The 15305-nt window shown below is 31.2% G+C and carries 12 protein-coding genes; 3 read left to right on the top strand and 9 right to left on the bottom strand.

The features are described 5' to 3' along the window. Position 1 precedes the first annotated feature (1 nt). The 8 genes from D3P13_RS07025 to D3P13_RS07060 all read right to left on the bottom strand — a co-directional run bounded on the left by D3P13_RS07025 (position 2) and on the right by D3P13_RS07060 (position 11366). Entirely contained in the window at positions 2-454 is a 453-nt protein-coding gene (locus D3P13_RS07025) for a Fur family transcriptional regulator (RefSeq protein ID WP_117880605.1), read from the bottom strand. An 87-nt stretch (positions 455-541) separates the two neighbouring features. Continuing rightward, entirely contained in the window at positions 542-2761 is a 2220-nt protein-coding gene (locus D3P13_RS07030; RefSeq protein ID WP_117880606.1) for a RelA/SpoT family protein, read from the bottom strand. 459 nt (positions 2762-3220) lie between these two features. Then, a complete protein-coding gene (locus D3P13_RS07035; protein WP_117880607.1) occupies positions 3221-4450 on the bottom strand; it encodes a M48 family metallopeptidase in 1230 nt (409 codons plus the stop codon). A 4-nt stretch (positions 4451-4454) separates the two neighbouring features. Further along, complete coding sequence (locus D3P13_RS07040; RefSeq protein WP_157972851.1) at positions 4455-4913, bottom strand: C40 family peptidase; 459 nt, start codon at positions 4911-4913, stop codon at positions 4455-4457. 48 nt (positions 4914-4961) lie between these two features. Next, on the bottom strand, positions 4962-5750 hold the full coding sequence (locus D3P13_RS07045; protein ID WP_117880609.1) for a TrmH family RNA methyltransferase: 789 nt from the start codon (positions 5748-5750) through the stop codon (positions 4962-4964). A 106-nt stretch (positions 5751-5856) separates the two neighbouring features. Then, positions 5857-7152, bottom strand: a complete 1296-nt coding sequence (locus D3P13_RS07050) for an amidohydrolase family protein (protein ID WP_117880610.1) — start codon at positions 7150-7152, stop codon at positions 5857-5859. 11 nt (positions 7153-7163) lie between these two features. Then, on the bottom strand, positions 7164-10142 hold the full coding sequence (locus D3P13_RS07055; RefSeq protein ID WP_117880611.1) for an amidohydrolase family protein: 2979 nt from the start codon (positions 10140-10142) through the stop codon (positions 7164-7166). A gap of 150 nt (positions 10143-10292) precedes the next feature. Then, positions 10293-11366: a DUF3810 domain-containing protein gene (locus tag D3P13_RS07060; protein ID WP_117880612.1), complete on the bottom strand. Its 1074-nt coding sequence runs from the start codon at positions 11364-11366 to the stop codon at positions 10293-10295. A gap of 128 nt (positions 11367-11494) precedes the next feature. Here D3P13_RS07060 and dnaB point away from each other — a divergent pair, with 128 nt between their 5' ends. Next, on the top strand, positions 11495-13012 hold the full coding sequence (gene dnaB / locus D3P13_RS07065; protein ID WP_117880613.1) for a replicative DNA helicase: 1518 nt from the start codon (positions 11495-11497) through the stop codon (positions 13010-13012). 13 nt (positions 13013-13025) lie between these two features. Then, entirely contained in the window at positions 13026-13244 is a 219-nt protein-coding gene (locus D3P13_RS07070) for a hypothetical protein (protein ID WP_117880614.1), read from the top strand. 79 nt (positions 13245-13323) lie between these two features. Here D3P13_RS07070 and tnpA read toward each other — a convergent pair whose 3' ends face one another. Then, positions 13324-13782 carry an IS200/IS605 family transposase gene (gene tnpA, locus D3P13_RS07075; RefSeq protein ID WP_117880615.1) on the bottom strand — a complete coding sequence of 153 codons (459 nt, stop codon included), beginning with the start codon at positions 13780-13782 and terminating at the stop codon, positions 13324-13326. Between the two features lie 246 nt (positions 13783-14028). On the opposite strand from tnpA, the gene D3P13_RS07080 reads away from it, so the two are divergent. Next, on the top strand, positions 14029-15261 hold the full coding sequence (locus tag D3P13_RS07080) for an asparagine synthetase B (protein WP_117880616.1): 1233 nt from the start codon (positions 14029-14031) through the stop codon (positions 15259-15261). The last annotated feature ends 44 nt before the right edge of the window (positions 15262-15305 follow it).

Here is a 15305-nt window from a genome sequence, read left to right on the forward strand (position 1 = left end):
ATTATTTTTTATTTATATCTTTATTTCTTTCACCATAAAAGTATAGTGAATGATTATTTACTTTTATGTCAAAAACTTCTTCTATTGTCTTTTTAATCGTTTGAATTCTAGGATCACAAAACTCAATTACCTCACCTGTATCGGTAAGGATAATATGATCATGTTGTTTATCAAAATATGATTTTTCATAATGTGCTTGGTTTTGACCAAACTGATGACGTCTTACTAACCCACATTCTAATAATAACTCTATGGTATTGTAAAGCGTAGCTCTACTTACACGATAGTTCTGATTCTTCATATAGATATAGAGAGATTCTATATCAAAATGATCGTTATGATCATAAATTTCTTGAAGAATGGCGTATCGCTCAGGTGTTTTTCTATGGTTGTTTTGTTCTAAAAAATTGGTAAAAACACTTTTTACAATTTCCTGATTTTTAGAATTATCCATATTTATCTTTGATTAAAAAGCAAATTTACGTTTTAAAAATAAGTATTTCTTAAAGGTTTATTAAAAAGTTTAACAACTTTTGAACACCTAACTGTTTAGACGTGATATTTTATCAATTCCGTCTATTTTTTTTAATTTTTGCATCAACTTTTTAAGTTGATCATTGTTTTTAATCCCAACTGTTATTTGCCCTGTAAACACACTTTGACCACCTGAAATATTTATGTTATAAATATTGACATTCATATTGCTCGAAATAATATGAGTAACTTCATTTACCAAGCCCATATGATCAATACCTGTTAATTTAAGTAGTACTTTATGTTCTTGTTGTGAAGAATCTATCCATTTTGCACTAATAACTCTATAGGCAAACTGAGATTGCATACTTATGGCATTAGGACAATTTTGTTTATGTACTTTAATACCATCCGAAACAGTAACAAATCCAAATACTTTATCGCCAGGAATTGGATTACAACATTGAGCCAACTTATATTCTAATTTTTCATCATCCTTTCCAAAAACTAGTAAATCGAACTTATCGGTTAGTTCATCATTTTTATTTTCAGTTGGTTTTTTTTCTCCTCTTCTTATCGTGTTTTTAAAGAAATTATAAATCGCATTACTACGTTGACTTACAAAATTTTTAAGTTGTTGATTGTCTATACCTCCATTACCTAGTCTATAAAAAAGATCGTGGCTCGTCTTTAATTTAAAATAACTCACCAATTCATTGACTGTTTTCTCGTTAAAAGGAACTTTCAAATGACGTAGTTTACGCTCTAATACCTCCTTGCCATCATTGGCAACTAGTTTTTGATCTTCTTTTAAGGCTGCTTTAATTTTTGATTTTGCTCTTGCAGTTTGAGCAAAGTCTAGCCAACTTAGTTTTGGTTTTTGACTAGTTGAAGTAATTATTTGAACTTGGTCACCACTACTTAAGGTATGACTCAATGGTACTAATTTACCATTTACTTTAGCACCTCTACACATCATACCAACATCGGTATGAATAGCAAAAGCAAAATCTAAAGGGGTAGACCCTTTTGGTAAGGATTTTATATCACCTTGGGGTGTAAATACATATATTTCCTTAGCATATAAATTTAATTTAAATTGCTCAACAAAATCGACCGCATTTATATCAGGATTCTCTAGAGTTTCTTTTAATTTATTTAACCAATTTTCTAGTCCACTTTCTTTTTCACTACCGTGTTTGTATTTGAAATGAGCTGCATAGCCTTTTTCTGCAATTTCATCCATGCGTCTAGAGCGTATTTGAACTTCGACCCATCTTCCTTTTGGACCCATTACTGTAATGTGTAACGATTCGTAGCCCGTCGATTTTGGTTGAGAAATCCAATCACGTAAACGATTTGGATTCGGATTAAAACTATCAGTTATAATGGAATAAATCTTCCAAGCATTGAATTTTTCATCAGGTAATTCTGAGCTGTAAATAATACGAATGGCAAACTTGTCATAAATTTCATCAAAGGATACCCCTTGATTCAACATTTTTTTTCGAATGGAATAAATGGATTTAGTTCTTCCCTTTATTACATAATCAAAATTTTCTTTATCCAATGTTTTCTCAACACTTTGGGTAAACGCCTTAATATATTCTACTTGCTGCTCTTTACTCTCTTTTATTTTAGTTAGAATATCGTTAAATACTTCTGGCTCTGTATATTTTAAGCCTAGATCTTCCAATTCTGTTTTTATATTATACAATCCTAATCGATGAGCTAAAGGAGCATAGATATACAGAGTTTCTGAAGATATTTTAATCTGCTTGTGATGCGGCATGGCATCCATGGTCTGCATATTATGCAACCGATCGGCTATTTTTATTAGAATAACTCGTACGTCATCGTTCAGAGTTAATAACATTTTTCTAAAATTCTCAGCCTGAATTGATACTTCTTGTTCCTTATTTAAACGAGAAATTTTGGTTAAACCATTCACGATTTTTGCAACAGTTTCACCAAACAAACCTTCTATATCTTCAAAAGTATACGCTTCTGAATCTTCAACAACATCATGCATTAAAGCACACATAATTGAGGTAGCACCTAAACCAATTTCATTGGCAACTATTGAAGCTACAGCAATGGGATGGTAAATATAAGGTTCTCCAGTTTTTCTACGCTGGTCTTTATGTGCATCAACAGCAACATCAAATGCCTTACGTATCATTTCCTTATCTGTTTTAGATAAGTGTTGATAGGTAGCACTTAGCATTTTTTTATAACGCCTTGCTATTTCTTTATTTTCCTCTTCGAGGGTTGCAGTGTATGCCATAGAATAAAAGTAAACTAAAGATTTTTATTGAGCAAGTTTTTTATTTCGAGTTCTGTCCTCATTCGTAAAAAACTACGCACGTATAAAAGTTATTTGAAAATCAGCGAAAGCTAATTATTATAAAAATACAAGTCCAGTATATTATTGGAATAAGAGTGATAAATAACCATATTTTATTATTTCGCCAGTCAAATGAAGTATTTTGAATCATTTCATAAGACAAAGCAAGTGAAGTTATTAATGAAATTATAAACATTATATATAAAGTAAATTTTCCATAAGTATAAATCCAGTGAAAATTCATGGAATACCTGAAACCATCTGTTAATTTACTTATTGAAAGTCCAATTAAATAGAGAACAAGAGGTAAACAGGATAAAAATTTAAAATTTCTAAAATATTTTTTCAATTGATTTTTTTTTAACCTTGTTCACACATGGAAGTTTTAACCTTTTAAATCTAAACCATCGCTTTAACCCTTTGTAACAACGTAGGATGCGAATAATGCATAAAAACATAAGCTTTATGCGGCGTCAAATTGCTCAAACTATTTTTTGATAATTTTTTTAATGAGGATATTAAAGGTTTCGCTCCAAAATGAGATTTAGCATAATCATCAGCTTGGTATTCAAATTTTCTAGAGAAAATATTCATGATTAGCCCTGTAATTTCTGAAATGGGACTGTACAACAAGCCAAAAGCTATTAGACCAATATGAAAACTAGGTTCAGCGACAGCTAAAGCATTGGCTAATAATTTACTATCAATAAAAAAGGATAAAAGATACAATGTTAATCCCGTTAAAAGGATGGAGCTTATCATATTAAATACGACATGTTTCTTTTTATAATGGCCAACTTCATGAGCTAAAACAGCAACAATTTCATCGATATCTAAATCCTTAATTAAGGTGTCGTATAAAACGATTCGTTTCTTTTTTCCAAATCCCGTGAAGTAGGCATTGGCTTTTGTTGAGCGTTTTGATCCGTCTATAACAAAAATTTTATCGAGATTGAATCCCACTTTTTCTGCAAAACTTTCTAAAGCTGTTTTTAATTCACCGTCTTCTAAAGGACTTTGCTTATTGAATAATGGTACAATCAATGTAGAATAAAATAGCATCATAAACACTGAAAAGAAGGCCATAAATGCCCAAGTATAGATCCAGAAATTATTGCCTGTTTGTTGGTAAAACCATACAATTAAAGCTAAAATACCACCACCAACGATTATCATTAATAACCAACCTTTAATTTTATCCAAAAGAAATAATTTTTTGGTGGTTTTATTAAAACCGTATTTTTCTTCTATTACAAAGGTTTGGTAGTAGGAGAGTGGTGTGGTTAAAATATCACTACCCAACATTATTATTCCAAAAAACAATAATGTAATAACAATCTGATTATCGCTAATACTTCTTGCTAGTTGATCGATATAAGCAAAACCATCTAAAAAGAAAAAAGCAAGTGTTAGTACAAAAGAAAAAGCACCTATAATACTTGAGAATTTAAAATTTTCCTTTTTGTAAGCTTGAGATTTGACATATTCTTCTTTATCATAAACATCCTCTAATAATGGAGGAATAGCATCATCAAAATGTTTTGAATTTATATAATCTAGATATTTATCGATAATAAAATTGAGGACTAAAATGCCAATAATAATTTGAAATACAATTTGTGCAGTCATTAAATTAATAGATTAAAATACGTTTAGCATAACGGAATTTCTTTTTCCAATACACGTTATCTAACTTAGATTTTATAATGCCTTTAGAGGTAGAACTGTGCATAAATATATTATCACCAACATAAATACCCACATGTCTGTATTTTCTAGAAGGTCTGAAAAATATTAAATCACCAGGTTTTAAACTATGTTTGGAAACTTTTTTTCCCATTGTAGCCATGTCCTTGGTCGTTCTTGGTAGTTGTGTTTTTAATCCATCTTTATACACTTTACCTACAAAACCAGAACAATCAAAGCCTCTTCTATCGGTACCACCATATTTATAGGGTACTCCTTTATAGATTTGATATTGTTTTTCTAATTCAAACTCAACCTTCGACACTGCAGCTGCTTTTTTTGAAGATCCACAACTCGTTAATAAAAGAATTAAAAGGGAAACAAATAGGAATTGAATTTTTGTCATACTGTAAAAAATATTCTGATACTTATAAACCATCTCTAAAAGAAATATTTAGGCAAATTTACGTTGTCTTTTCGCTTCAAAAATAAGAATTGCAGCTGAAACAGAAACATTTAATGAATCTATTTGTCCTTGCATCGGAATAATTATATTTTGCGTTGAATCTTTTAGCCATTCTTCACTTAATCCAGTGGCCTCTGTACCCACAACAATCGCAGAAGCATCAGCATAGTCAACTTTTTCATAAGATTTAGATGCTGTTAACGCGGCACAGTAAATATTTATATTGTTTTCCTTTAGAAACGTAATTATTTCAGTTGTGGTACCTGTAGCAATTTGATTTGTAAACACACAGCCAACACTAGACCTAATAATATTCGGATTATACATATCCGTTTTGGGGTTGGCAATTAATACAGCGTCAACATGTGCCGCATCTGCTGTCCGTAATAAAGCACCAATATTACCTGGTTTTTCAGGAGCCTCAGCCACTAATATTAATGGACTTTTTGATGTTAATTTTAATGAGGTCAAACTAAAAGTTTTACTTTCAGCTATAGCAATAATACCCTCAGTAGAATCTCGTTGAGCTATTTTTTGGTAAACCTCCTTACTTATTTTAATAATTTCAGTTTGAAAATCATCTAGATTAGAATCTGTGTAAATCTCATCACAATAGAGTAGTTGCAGTACTTCATAATTACCCTTTATTGCTAATGATATTTCTCTTTTTCCTTCAATAACAAAACGTCCCGTGTTTTTTCTAACACGAGACTTGCTTTGTAATTGTACAATTTCTTTTATAAAACTATTGTTTATGCTTGTTATTTCTTTATGCATTTTTTAAATATATGAGACATGAAACATTGCCTCTTTATTACCAATAATCACTTCTCAGTTTTTAAATTTCTCTATTCTCTATTCTCTATTCTCTATTCTCTATTCTCTATTTACTATATTTATTACTATATCTTTTCCACAATTCTGTTTGATGGGTTTCTAAACTTAATAATCGACCATCGATATAGGCATGTGATAATTGATTGGTACGCATATCTAAAGCATCACCTTCACTGATAAATAAAGTTGCACTTTTACCAACTTCTAATGTGCCATAATCTTTAGCAATACCTAAAATTTTTGCCGTATTACCTGTAATTAGCTGTAATGCTTTTTCTTTATCAAGACCTTGACCAACTACTTGGCCAGCATAAAAGGGTAAGTTTCTACTATTCATTCTTTCCATTGAACCACTATTTTCTAAACCTACTAAAATTCCTGCATCTGTTAACAGTTTAGGAAGCTTATAAGGAAAATCATAGTTATCATCATTATGGTTTGGTAAACTTTGTGTTCTTTGCACTAATACTGGAATAGAATGCTTTTTAAGTATGTCAATTGTTTTATTTGCCTCATATCCTCCAATGATAACAACATTTTTCACACCCATTTCTTTTGAAAATGTTACCGCATCAATAATTTCACGTGCGTTGTCAGCATGAATATATAATTTTTTAGACCCATCAAATAAACCTAACGAAGCCTCATACGGTAAGTTTTTGATTGATTCACTGCTTAATTTATATGTTTTAGCACCTATCAAAAACTGTTTAATCTCTTCGACTTGTTTACCATAATCTTTGTTTGGTTTTATTCCAGGTTCTTCACCAAATCTTCGTCTACCGTTAGAAAAGCTATTGGGCCAGTTTAAATGTATACCATCATCAACTTTTACAGCAGCATCTTCCCAATTCCAAGCATCAAGTTGCACAACAGAAGATGTTCCAGAAATTCTACCACCTCTTGGTGTGATTTGAGCCAATAATACACCATTAGGTCGCATACTTTCTACAACTTTAGATTCTGCATTATAGGCAATTAAACTTCTAACATGTGGAATTACCCCTCCAATTTCTGATTGGTCAACAGAAGCTTTTACCGCGTCAATTTCACCTAAACCTAAAGTAGAATTTGGCATTATAAATCCAGGGTAAACATGTTTGCCTTTGGCATCAATAATTTTACCGCTAGTATTGGTCGTAGCAACATTATCAATAGCTGTAATTTTTCCATTTTCAAATGTAATGACACTATTTTCTATAATTTCTCCATTACCAATATGTGCTGTAGCACCTACTATTGTAATTACTTCAGATTGTTTATCTGCCGGCGTTTGTTGTGCTGTTAGTTGAATTGTAAAAACGAACAACAGACTAGCAACTATATTTTTTATTATTTTCATTTTGTCAAGTTTTAATAGTTGATGGTATCACAGTGTAATTCTTTTTTTACGCTCTTTTTGGGAGCTTGAGTGGGAGCTCCACCATTTTTTTCATTCAACATCATATTTATAAGTTCATTACGTTCTGTTTGTATTTTTAAACGTTGATTTTTATCTTTTTCTAAATCAAAATATACTTTACCTTCTATAATTGTTTTTTCTGCCTTGGCATAAACGGATAATGGATGATCAGTCCATAATACAACATCAGCATCTTTACCTACTTTAATACTACCAACTCTATCATCAATATGTAATAATTTAGCAGGATTAAGCGTCACGAACTTCCAAGCCTCTTCTTCAGAAACACCTCCATATTTTACTGTTTTAGCAGCTTCTTGATTTAACCGTCGAGACATTTCTCTATCATCTGAATTAATAGCGGTAACAATACCAACATTATGCATAATAGATGCATTGTAAGGAATGGCATCATTAACTTCGTATTTGTAAGACCACCAATCAGAAAAAGTAGAACCTCCTGCACCATGTGCTTTCATTTTATCAGCCACTTTATAACCTTCTAATATATGTGTAAGTGTATTGATGTTAAAATTAAATTTTTCTGCTACTTTCATTAACATATTAATTTCACTCTGTACATAAGAGTGAGCCGTAATAAAACGCTCTTTATTTAAAATTTCAGCTAATACTTCCATTTCAATATCTTTTCTAAACGGTGTACCACTTTTTTTAACGGCATCATATTCTTTGGCTCGTTGAAAATAATCAGTGAGCATTTGCTCAACTCCCATTCTCGATTGTGGAAACCTGTTTGTTGTCGTTGGGTATCTTGATTGCTTTACATTTTCACCTAAAGCAAATTTTATAAATTTTGGAGAATTGGTATAAATCATTTCATCACCAATTTCACCCCATTTTAATTTTACAATGGCTGAGCGTCCCCCAATTGGATTAGCAGAACCATGTAAAATTTGCATTGAAGTTACACCACCACCTAGATTTCTATAGATATTAATATCTTCACTATCAATATTATCTTCTATGGTAACTTCTGCACTTGAATTTTGTCCAGCCTCATTAACCGATTGTGCAGCAACATGTGTATGTTCATCAATTATACCAGCCGTTAAATGTTTACCGGTGGCATCAATAACTTTGGCAGAACCTGCTGATAAATTGGTTCCAACCTTAGCAATCTTTCCATTTTTAATTAATACGTCTGTATTTTCAAGAATCCCTTCATTTTCATTTGTCCAAACCGTTGCATTTTTAAATAGAAGGGTTTCTTCTTTTGGTTTTTCTGAAAACCCATACCCTATATTAGGAAAGGTTATTGGCATAATATCTCGTAAATTTTTATCCTTTTTATCTTTTTTATCTTTTGAAGTAGAAGGTTTTTTTATTGCCGACCAGTTGACTGTTTTTCCATTTGCCAATTGAGCATTACCGTTAATGCTATCAGAATCAGATTGAATTCGAGCATTAAGCTGAATATTATCACCTTTATCAGATAGTATTAGTCCTAACCAATTGTCATTATAAGTGACACTACCTTTTAGTTTAATGGTATCCCTTTTTATTGTTGCTTTAGGTGTATTTGCTTCACCAGTAAAAGTTAGGTCATATGTTTTTTCATCTAAGTTCAAGGTGTAGTTTCCTGACAAATCTTTAACAGACATATCTTTAATTACATTTTTGGTTCCTTGCACCCAATTTTCGTACAATTTAGATTTAGCATCAAAAATATCGCCATCCGTAATTAAAAAATTGGCTTGCATTCCTTTACTTAAGGTACCAATTTGATTGCTCTTACCTAATATTTGTGCAGGAATAGTTGTTAAGGCTTCTAATGCTTTTGTTTTATCTAATCCGTAATCAATTGCTTTTTGTAAATTTTTTGTAAAATCTTTTAATGACTTTAAACTATGTGTTGTCAATGAAAAAGGAATATTGTTTTTAGCTAACACGCTCAAGTTTGTAGGAGCCTGATTCCAATATCGCATATCTTCTAAGTTGATATAATCAGCCTGATAAGGGTTTGAAACATCATACGCTTTTGGAAAGTTAATCGGAATGATATATGTAGCGTTTGTTTTTTTAATTTCATCTACCAATTGATATTCATTACCCTGACCCACTATGGTGTATTGTACACCAAACTGATCACCTATTTTATCGGCCCGTAAAGCATTGTGTTTATCACCAGCATAAAATATTTGTTTTAAATTTTTATTGATGATAAATGCTTCAAGGGTTAAATCTTTGGTATCAATATTTCCTTTAGCGTACCAATCAGCATCAATATATACTTGACGAAGTAATGCCATGGCTCCCATTAAAGAAGTTGGATATACTTGTTTTGAAGCACTACTCTTATTAAATGATAAGTATTGGGCAGAATTAACATCTAATAACCTGTCCGCATTAGAACCTTCTGAGTTTAGAGCTACTAAAATTCCATTTCCTCGTACAATACCATCTTGCATGTGCGTATTTACTACACCGAAACCAGCATTACGAAGTTCTTCTGCTTTTTTTGAATCATAGTTAAAGACATCTAATGCATTGGTTTCTGCTCTGATGTGTTCATTCCAATAATATCCTTTACGATTGGTGTCATATTGAGGTGCTTGACCAAAACTACGTCGTTGCGATTTTGTTTCTGCAATTCCAAAGTTAGAATAAACATCAATAAAAGAAGGGTAAATACTTTTGCCCTCCAGGTTAATGTTAATCGTGTTTTTTGGAATAGTAATGTTGGAACCAACATTAGTTATTTTTCCATCCTTAATAAGGAGTGTCCCTTTTTTTATGGTTTGTGTGGGACTTACAATTATAGTAGCATTAGTAAATGCCGTATAATTTGTGTTTTTTGTTTTAACACCATCGTTTTTAGGAAAATATTCTTGAGCAGTAAGTGCAGTAAAACTTAAAAAAGTTAAACAAAAGAATAGCCTAAACGAAAGCCTATATAATTTTGATTTCATACAATTTAAGAGGTTGGTTAAATTAGATTTCTAAAATATAGATTATTAGCTAGTTTGCTCATGATATAGTTAAAATTAACATTTCTTTAAGAATTGTGAAAGTTGATGGATAACTCCTCTTTTTGACACAAAATAGGGAATTTAAACTTTTTAAATACCGTATTTCAGATCGTAAGCAATTAATAAATTCACCATTCTACTATATGTTTTCATCCCTTCTTTTTGTTGATTGGCTTTTAGATAACCATCATAAAATAACTTAAAAAAAGGTTCTAATTTATTTTGATAAGCTAACCAGAATTCTTCGGACTCCTTAATGTTTTTCAATACACCTTTCGGTATTTTTTCAATATATGTCTTGGCTGCGTTTTCATCTAAAATATATAAACCAGCAATTGAGAATCGCAAGGCTTTTAGATATGCAGAATAGTTGAAATAGAGATCGTTACTTTTCGTAGCGGCTAAGAATCCAATAAAATTGGCTTCGTCTTCAAAACCAATTCCCAGTTGATGAGCAACTTCATGACAGGTAATGGCAGGTAAATTCACTTTTGGAACATAGCTATTTACTTGTGCTTCACCCGAAATCGGATTTAAATATCCAGCAAAGCCCATATAGCTTAAAGGCAAACTGAAAAGTGATTTTTTTAAAGATACATTTTTATAAGTATAACCAGGAAACTCCTCAGCTAAGGTTGTATATGCCAATTGAGTTTTTTCTAAAATTTCAGTTTTAGAGTATGGAACTATTACTGCTAAACTATCATTTGATACCAGTTGATGTTGTGTCTGTTTTAAATTTTCTAAAAGTTTTTCAGTTAGTTGGCTTAAATTTTCTATGGTAATTGGTTCTTTCTCAAGTTCTAGATTGGTATATAATGAATTTCGATAATAATTTAATCCCCATAAAAAATGAAACAAAAAATAAAACACTGATACATAAGCTCCTAATTTAAAAAGCTGATGCCAACTATTTTTGAATTTGCTTTTAATCCATTTTAGGATGCCGATTAAGAGTGACAATCCGATTAAAAAATAAAGAATGTCTCCAACAGAAAAGGGAATCCAGCTAAAGGTAAACCTAAAAATGTTAGAAATAATAGGGTAAATTCCATTTGAATAATAAAGATCAATTGTATTTGGAAAGTGTGAAAGTAATTTTACTAAAAGTATTTGTACAACTAGCAATAGGCTAAGTAATTGATACACGGTTAGTTTCTTCATAGGTCAAAAATACTTAAAAATTCTAGTTGTCAAACTTATTAACAAATATATGACTTGTTAACAGTTTCTGTTCAAATATAATTGTATTTTAGAGTAAAATTGAAAAAGAAAAAATTACATTTGCCACAATGGAAAACGCACAACCTGTTAGAACTAAAAAAGCCAATAAAGGTACTTTAATTAACCTAGAAAAAGGCAAATTACCGCCACAAGCAGTTGATTTAGAGGAAGCTGTATTGGGTGCTATGATGATTGATAAAAAAGGTGTTGATGATGTAATTGACATTTTACATTCTGAGGCGTTTTACAAACAGTCGCATCAAATTATTTTTGATGCTATTTTTAAGTTGTTTAATGAATCTGAACCTATAGATTTATTGACGGTTTCTAGTCAATTAAAAAAAGATGGCCAGTTAGAGAGTGCGGGTGGTGATTTTTATCTTATTGGTCTTACTCAAAAAGTAGCATCTTCTGCACATATTGAATTCCATGCTCGTATTATAATTCAAAAATACATTCAAAGACGTTTAATTAGTATTTCAAGTGAAATTATAGATGAAGCTTATGATGAAACTTCTGATGTATTTGATTTATTAGATTCTGCCGAAACTAAATTATTTGAGGTTACTCAAGGAAACTTAAAGAAAAGTTCAGAAGCGGCCGAAGGTTTGGTTTCTCAAGCCCTTAAAAAGATTGAAGAAATATCTAATAAAGAGGGGATGAGTGGTGTGCCATCTGGATTCTCAAAACTAGATGCATTAACTTCTGGTTGGCAACCTTCAGATTTAGTGATATTAGCAGCGAGACCTGGTATGGGTAAAACGGCATTTGTAATGTCTATGGCTAAAAATGTAGCAATAGATTTTGATACGCCTGTAGCCATATTTTCTTTGGAGATGAGTTCTGTTCAGTTAATTACAAGGATGATTTCTAGTGAAACAGGAATATCATCGGGTAAATTAAGAAAAGGTGATTTACAACCACATGAATGGGAACAACTAAATGTAAAAGTTAAAAATTTATCAAAAGCACCTATTTTTATAGATGATACTCCTTCATTATCTATTTTTGATTTACGTGCCAAAGCAAGACGTTTGGCTTCACAGCATGGTGTTAAAATAATTATTATTGATTATTTGCAATTAATGACTGCAGGAAATATAAATAAGGGCGGTGGAAATAGAGAACAAGAAATCTCTACCATCTCTAGAAACTTAAAGGCATTAGCAAAAGAATTAAGTATACCTGTAATTGCTCTATCACAGTTATCTCGTGCTGTAGAAACGCGTGGTGGTAGTAAACGACCTTTATTATCAGATTTACGTGAATCTGGAGCGATTGAGCAAGATGCAGATATTGTATCTTTTATATTCAGACCAGAGTATTATGGTTTAACCGAATGGGATGATGATGATCACAGCCCGTGTGAAGGTCAAGCCGAGTTTATTGTAGCCAAACACAGAAATGGTGGATTGGAAAATATACGTTTAAAATTTACAGGTCATTTAGCATTATTCTCAGATTTAGAAGAATCGTTTTCAAGTGAATTTCAATCTAAAATGAATGATTTCATAACGCCACAAAACCCACAAGATGCTTTTGGAGATGTTGCAGCACCAGATGATGATGGTGATGTTCCGTTTTAAAATAAATTAATATTTGTCTAAAAATAAACATGACTTAAGAAAGGTTGAATTTCCTGATAACTTAACTAATATTATACCTTGTGGAGGAAAAGGATATTTTCATCGTTGGTTTAAAGAAGGGAAAGAGATTATTGGATTAATTGAAGTAGAGGATGGAACTTTAAAGAAAATACCAGCAAGAAATATTCAATTTGCAGATTTTTTTCAAGGAGAAAAAAAGATGTATTTATAACTTTTTTTTAAGCTCCAGAGGAGTAACATGTTAATAGAAAAATAATGCCATTTTTCATTTAAGCTCCATAGGAGCGATATTAATCGTCGTTAAAAATATATTCCGTTTTATAATCAATGTCATAGGCATTTAGAAAATTAATATATTCTTCTTTAAATGTTTTTGTTCTATGATGTTCTTCTTGTTTTTTAATGTAATTGATTATTTTTGGCAGTTGTGATTGACCAATAGAAAATGCACCAAAACCAGTTTGCCATTCAAACTTTCCATTAATAAATTGTTTTTCATTTATCCATTTGGAAGAATTTGATTTAATATCTCTAATCAAATCCGATAGATTACAATTGGGCTTTGTTCCAATTAAAAGATGAATATGGTTTGGCATTCCGTTAATAGTAAAAAGCTTTTGGTTTTTGTTAGAAATTATTCCTGATATGTATTTATACAATTCATCTTTCCATTTTGATAAAATTATATTGTTACGGCCTTTTACGGCAAATACAATATGAAAATAGATTTGTGTGTAGGTGTTTGCCATTTTATTATGTCGCTCCTAATGGAGCTGAATTATATGAATTAGATCTTATTCTATTAATATATTACCACGCTGTGGCAACTTTCTTAAAATTTCGTTTTGCATTCAGATACCTTACAAATATACCAAATACAAAATGTTAAAGTATAACTACTTAATTTTAATAATTGTAATTTTGGACAATCATAAATCATAAATCTTAAATCTTAACTCTTGAATTCTAAAATAAAATTTATTTTTATAACAATAATGTTACTCTTAAGTGAGGTGTCTTTTGCATCCTTTATACTTATTCCAATGGATGATATAGGGCAAAAAAATCATTTAAAGGCATATGGTATTACTTATTTTTCTTTAGAAAAGGGAAATGATGTAAAATGGTTGTTAAATTATAAAGGGGGATCGTTTTTACTGGAAGACCATAAAGAATTTAGAAACGAATGTAAAATTAGAGGGGTATCATACGAAGTTATTTCAGATACAGAAGCATTACAAATATTAGAATTGATTGCTAGTCCATCACAAAATATGGAAGCAATAACCTTAGAAAAAGCACCAAAAATAGCTGTGTATTCTCCAAAAGATAAAATGCCTTGGGACGATGCCGTTACTATGGTATTAAATTATGCTGAAATTCCTTATGATGTTGTTTATGATGAAGAAGTTTTACGTGATGAGTTGATTAAATATGAATGGTTGCATTTACATCATGAAGATTTTACGGGTCAATATGGTAAGTTTTACGGATCGTATAGAGCCACACCATGGTATATTGAGGGTAAAGCGTATTCTGAAAAGCTAGCAAAAAAGTTAGGGTATTCAAAAGTATCAGAAGAGAAATTAGCGGTTAGTTTACGAATTCGTGATTTTGTAATTGGAGGTGGATTTATGTTTGCCATGTGCTCTGCTACAGATAGTTTTGACATTGCTCTTTCTGCCGAGGGAGTAGATATTTGTGAAGCAATGTTTGATGGTGATCCTTCAGAAGCGAATTACCAAGATAAGATTGATTTCGATAAAACATTTGCGTTTACTGATTTTAGATTGGTAAGAAATCCGAGTGAATATGAGTTTTCATCTATTGATATGACTCAAAAGAGATATATTCAAAGAACTGCAGATTATTTTTCTTTACAAGAATATTCAGCCAAATGGGATCCAGTACCTACAATGTTAACACAAAACCATACTTCATTGGTAAAAGGTTTTATGGGGCAAACGACGAGCTTTGATAGAAAGAATGTAAAATCGACTGTATTGGTGATGGGTGAAAATAAAACAAACGAAGAGGCCAAATACATTCACGGCGTAAAAGGAAAAGGTATGTGGACGTTCTATGGCGGTCATGATCCTGAAGATTATACGCATAGGGTAGGAGACCCCAAAACAGAATTAGACTTACATCCTAATTCACCTGGGTATAGATTGATTTTAAATAATGTATTGTTTCCAGCAGCAAAGAAGAAAAAGCAAAAGACATAAAAACCAAATAAAAATTAAAAGTGCTACGTCTTGTTGAATATAGA

It is taken from the genome of Aureibaculum luteum, assembly GCF_003449015.1.
Taxonomy (GTDB): Bacteria; Bacteroidota; Bacteroidia; order Flavobacteriales; family Flavobacteriaceae; genus Aureibaculum; species Aureibaculum luteum.

Coding starts and splice junctions, on each gene's coding strand:
- D3P13_RS07080 (WP_117880616.1), top strand. CDS start 14,029: ATGTTACTCTTAAGTGAGGTGTCTTTTGCATCCTTTATACTTATTCCA.
- dnaB (WP_117880613.1), top strand. CDS start 11,495: ATGGAAAACGCACAACCTGTTAGAACTAAAAAAGCCAATAAAGGTACT.
- tnpA (WP_117880615.1), bottom strand. CDS start 13,782: ATGGCAAACACCTACACACAAATCTATTTTCATATTGTATTTGCCGTA.
- D3P13_RS07055 (WP_117880611.1), bottom strand. CDS start 10,142: ATGAAATCAAAATTATATAGGCTTTCGTTTAGGCTATTCTTTTGTTTA.
- D3P13_RS07060 (WP_117880612.1), bottom strand. CDS start 11,366: ATGAAGAAACTAACCGTGTATCAATTACTTAGCCTATTGCTAGTTGTA.
- D3P13_RS07040 (WP_157972851.1), bottom strand. CDS start 4,913: ATGACAAAAATTCAATTCCTATTTGTTTCCCTTTTAATTCTTTTATTA.
- D3P13_RS07035 (WP_117880607.1), bottom strand. CDS start 4,450: ATGACTGCACAAATTGTATTTCAAATTATTATTGGCATTTTAGTCCTC.
- D3P13_RS07025 (WP_117880605.1), bottom strand. CDS start 454: ATGGATAATTCTAAAAATCAGGAAATTGTAAAAAGTGTTTTTACCAAT.
- D3P13_RS07030 (WP_117880606.1), bottom strand. CDS start 2,761: ATGGCATACACTGCAACCCTCGAAGAGGAAAATAAAGAAATAGCAAGG.
- D3P13_RS07050 (WP_117880610.1), bottom strand. CDS start 7,152: ATGAAAATAATAAAAAATATAGTTGCTAGTCTGTTGTTCGTTTTTACA.
- D3P13_RS07045 (WP_117880609.1), bottom strand. CDS start 5,750: ATGCATAAAGAAATAACAAGCATAAACAATAGTTTTATAAAAGAAATT.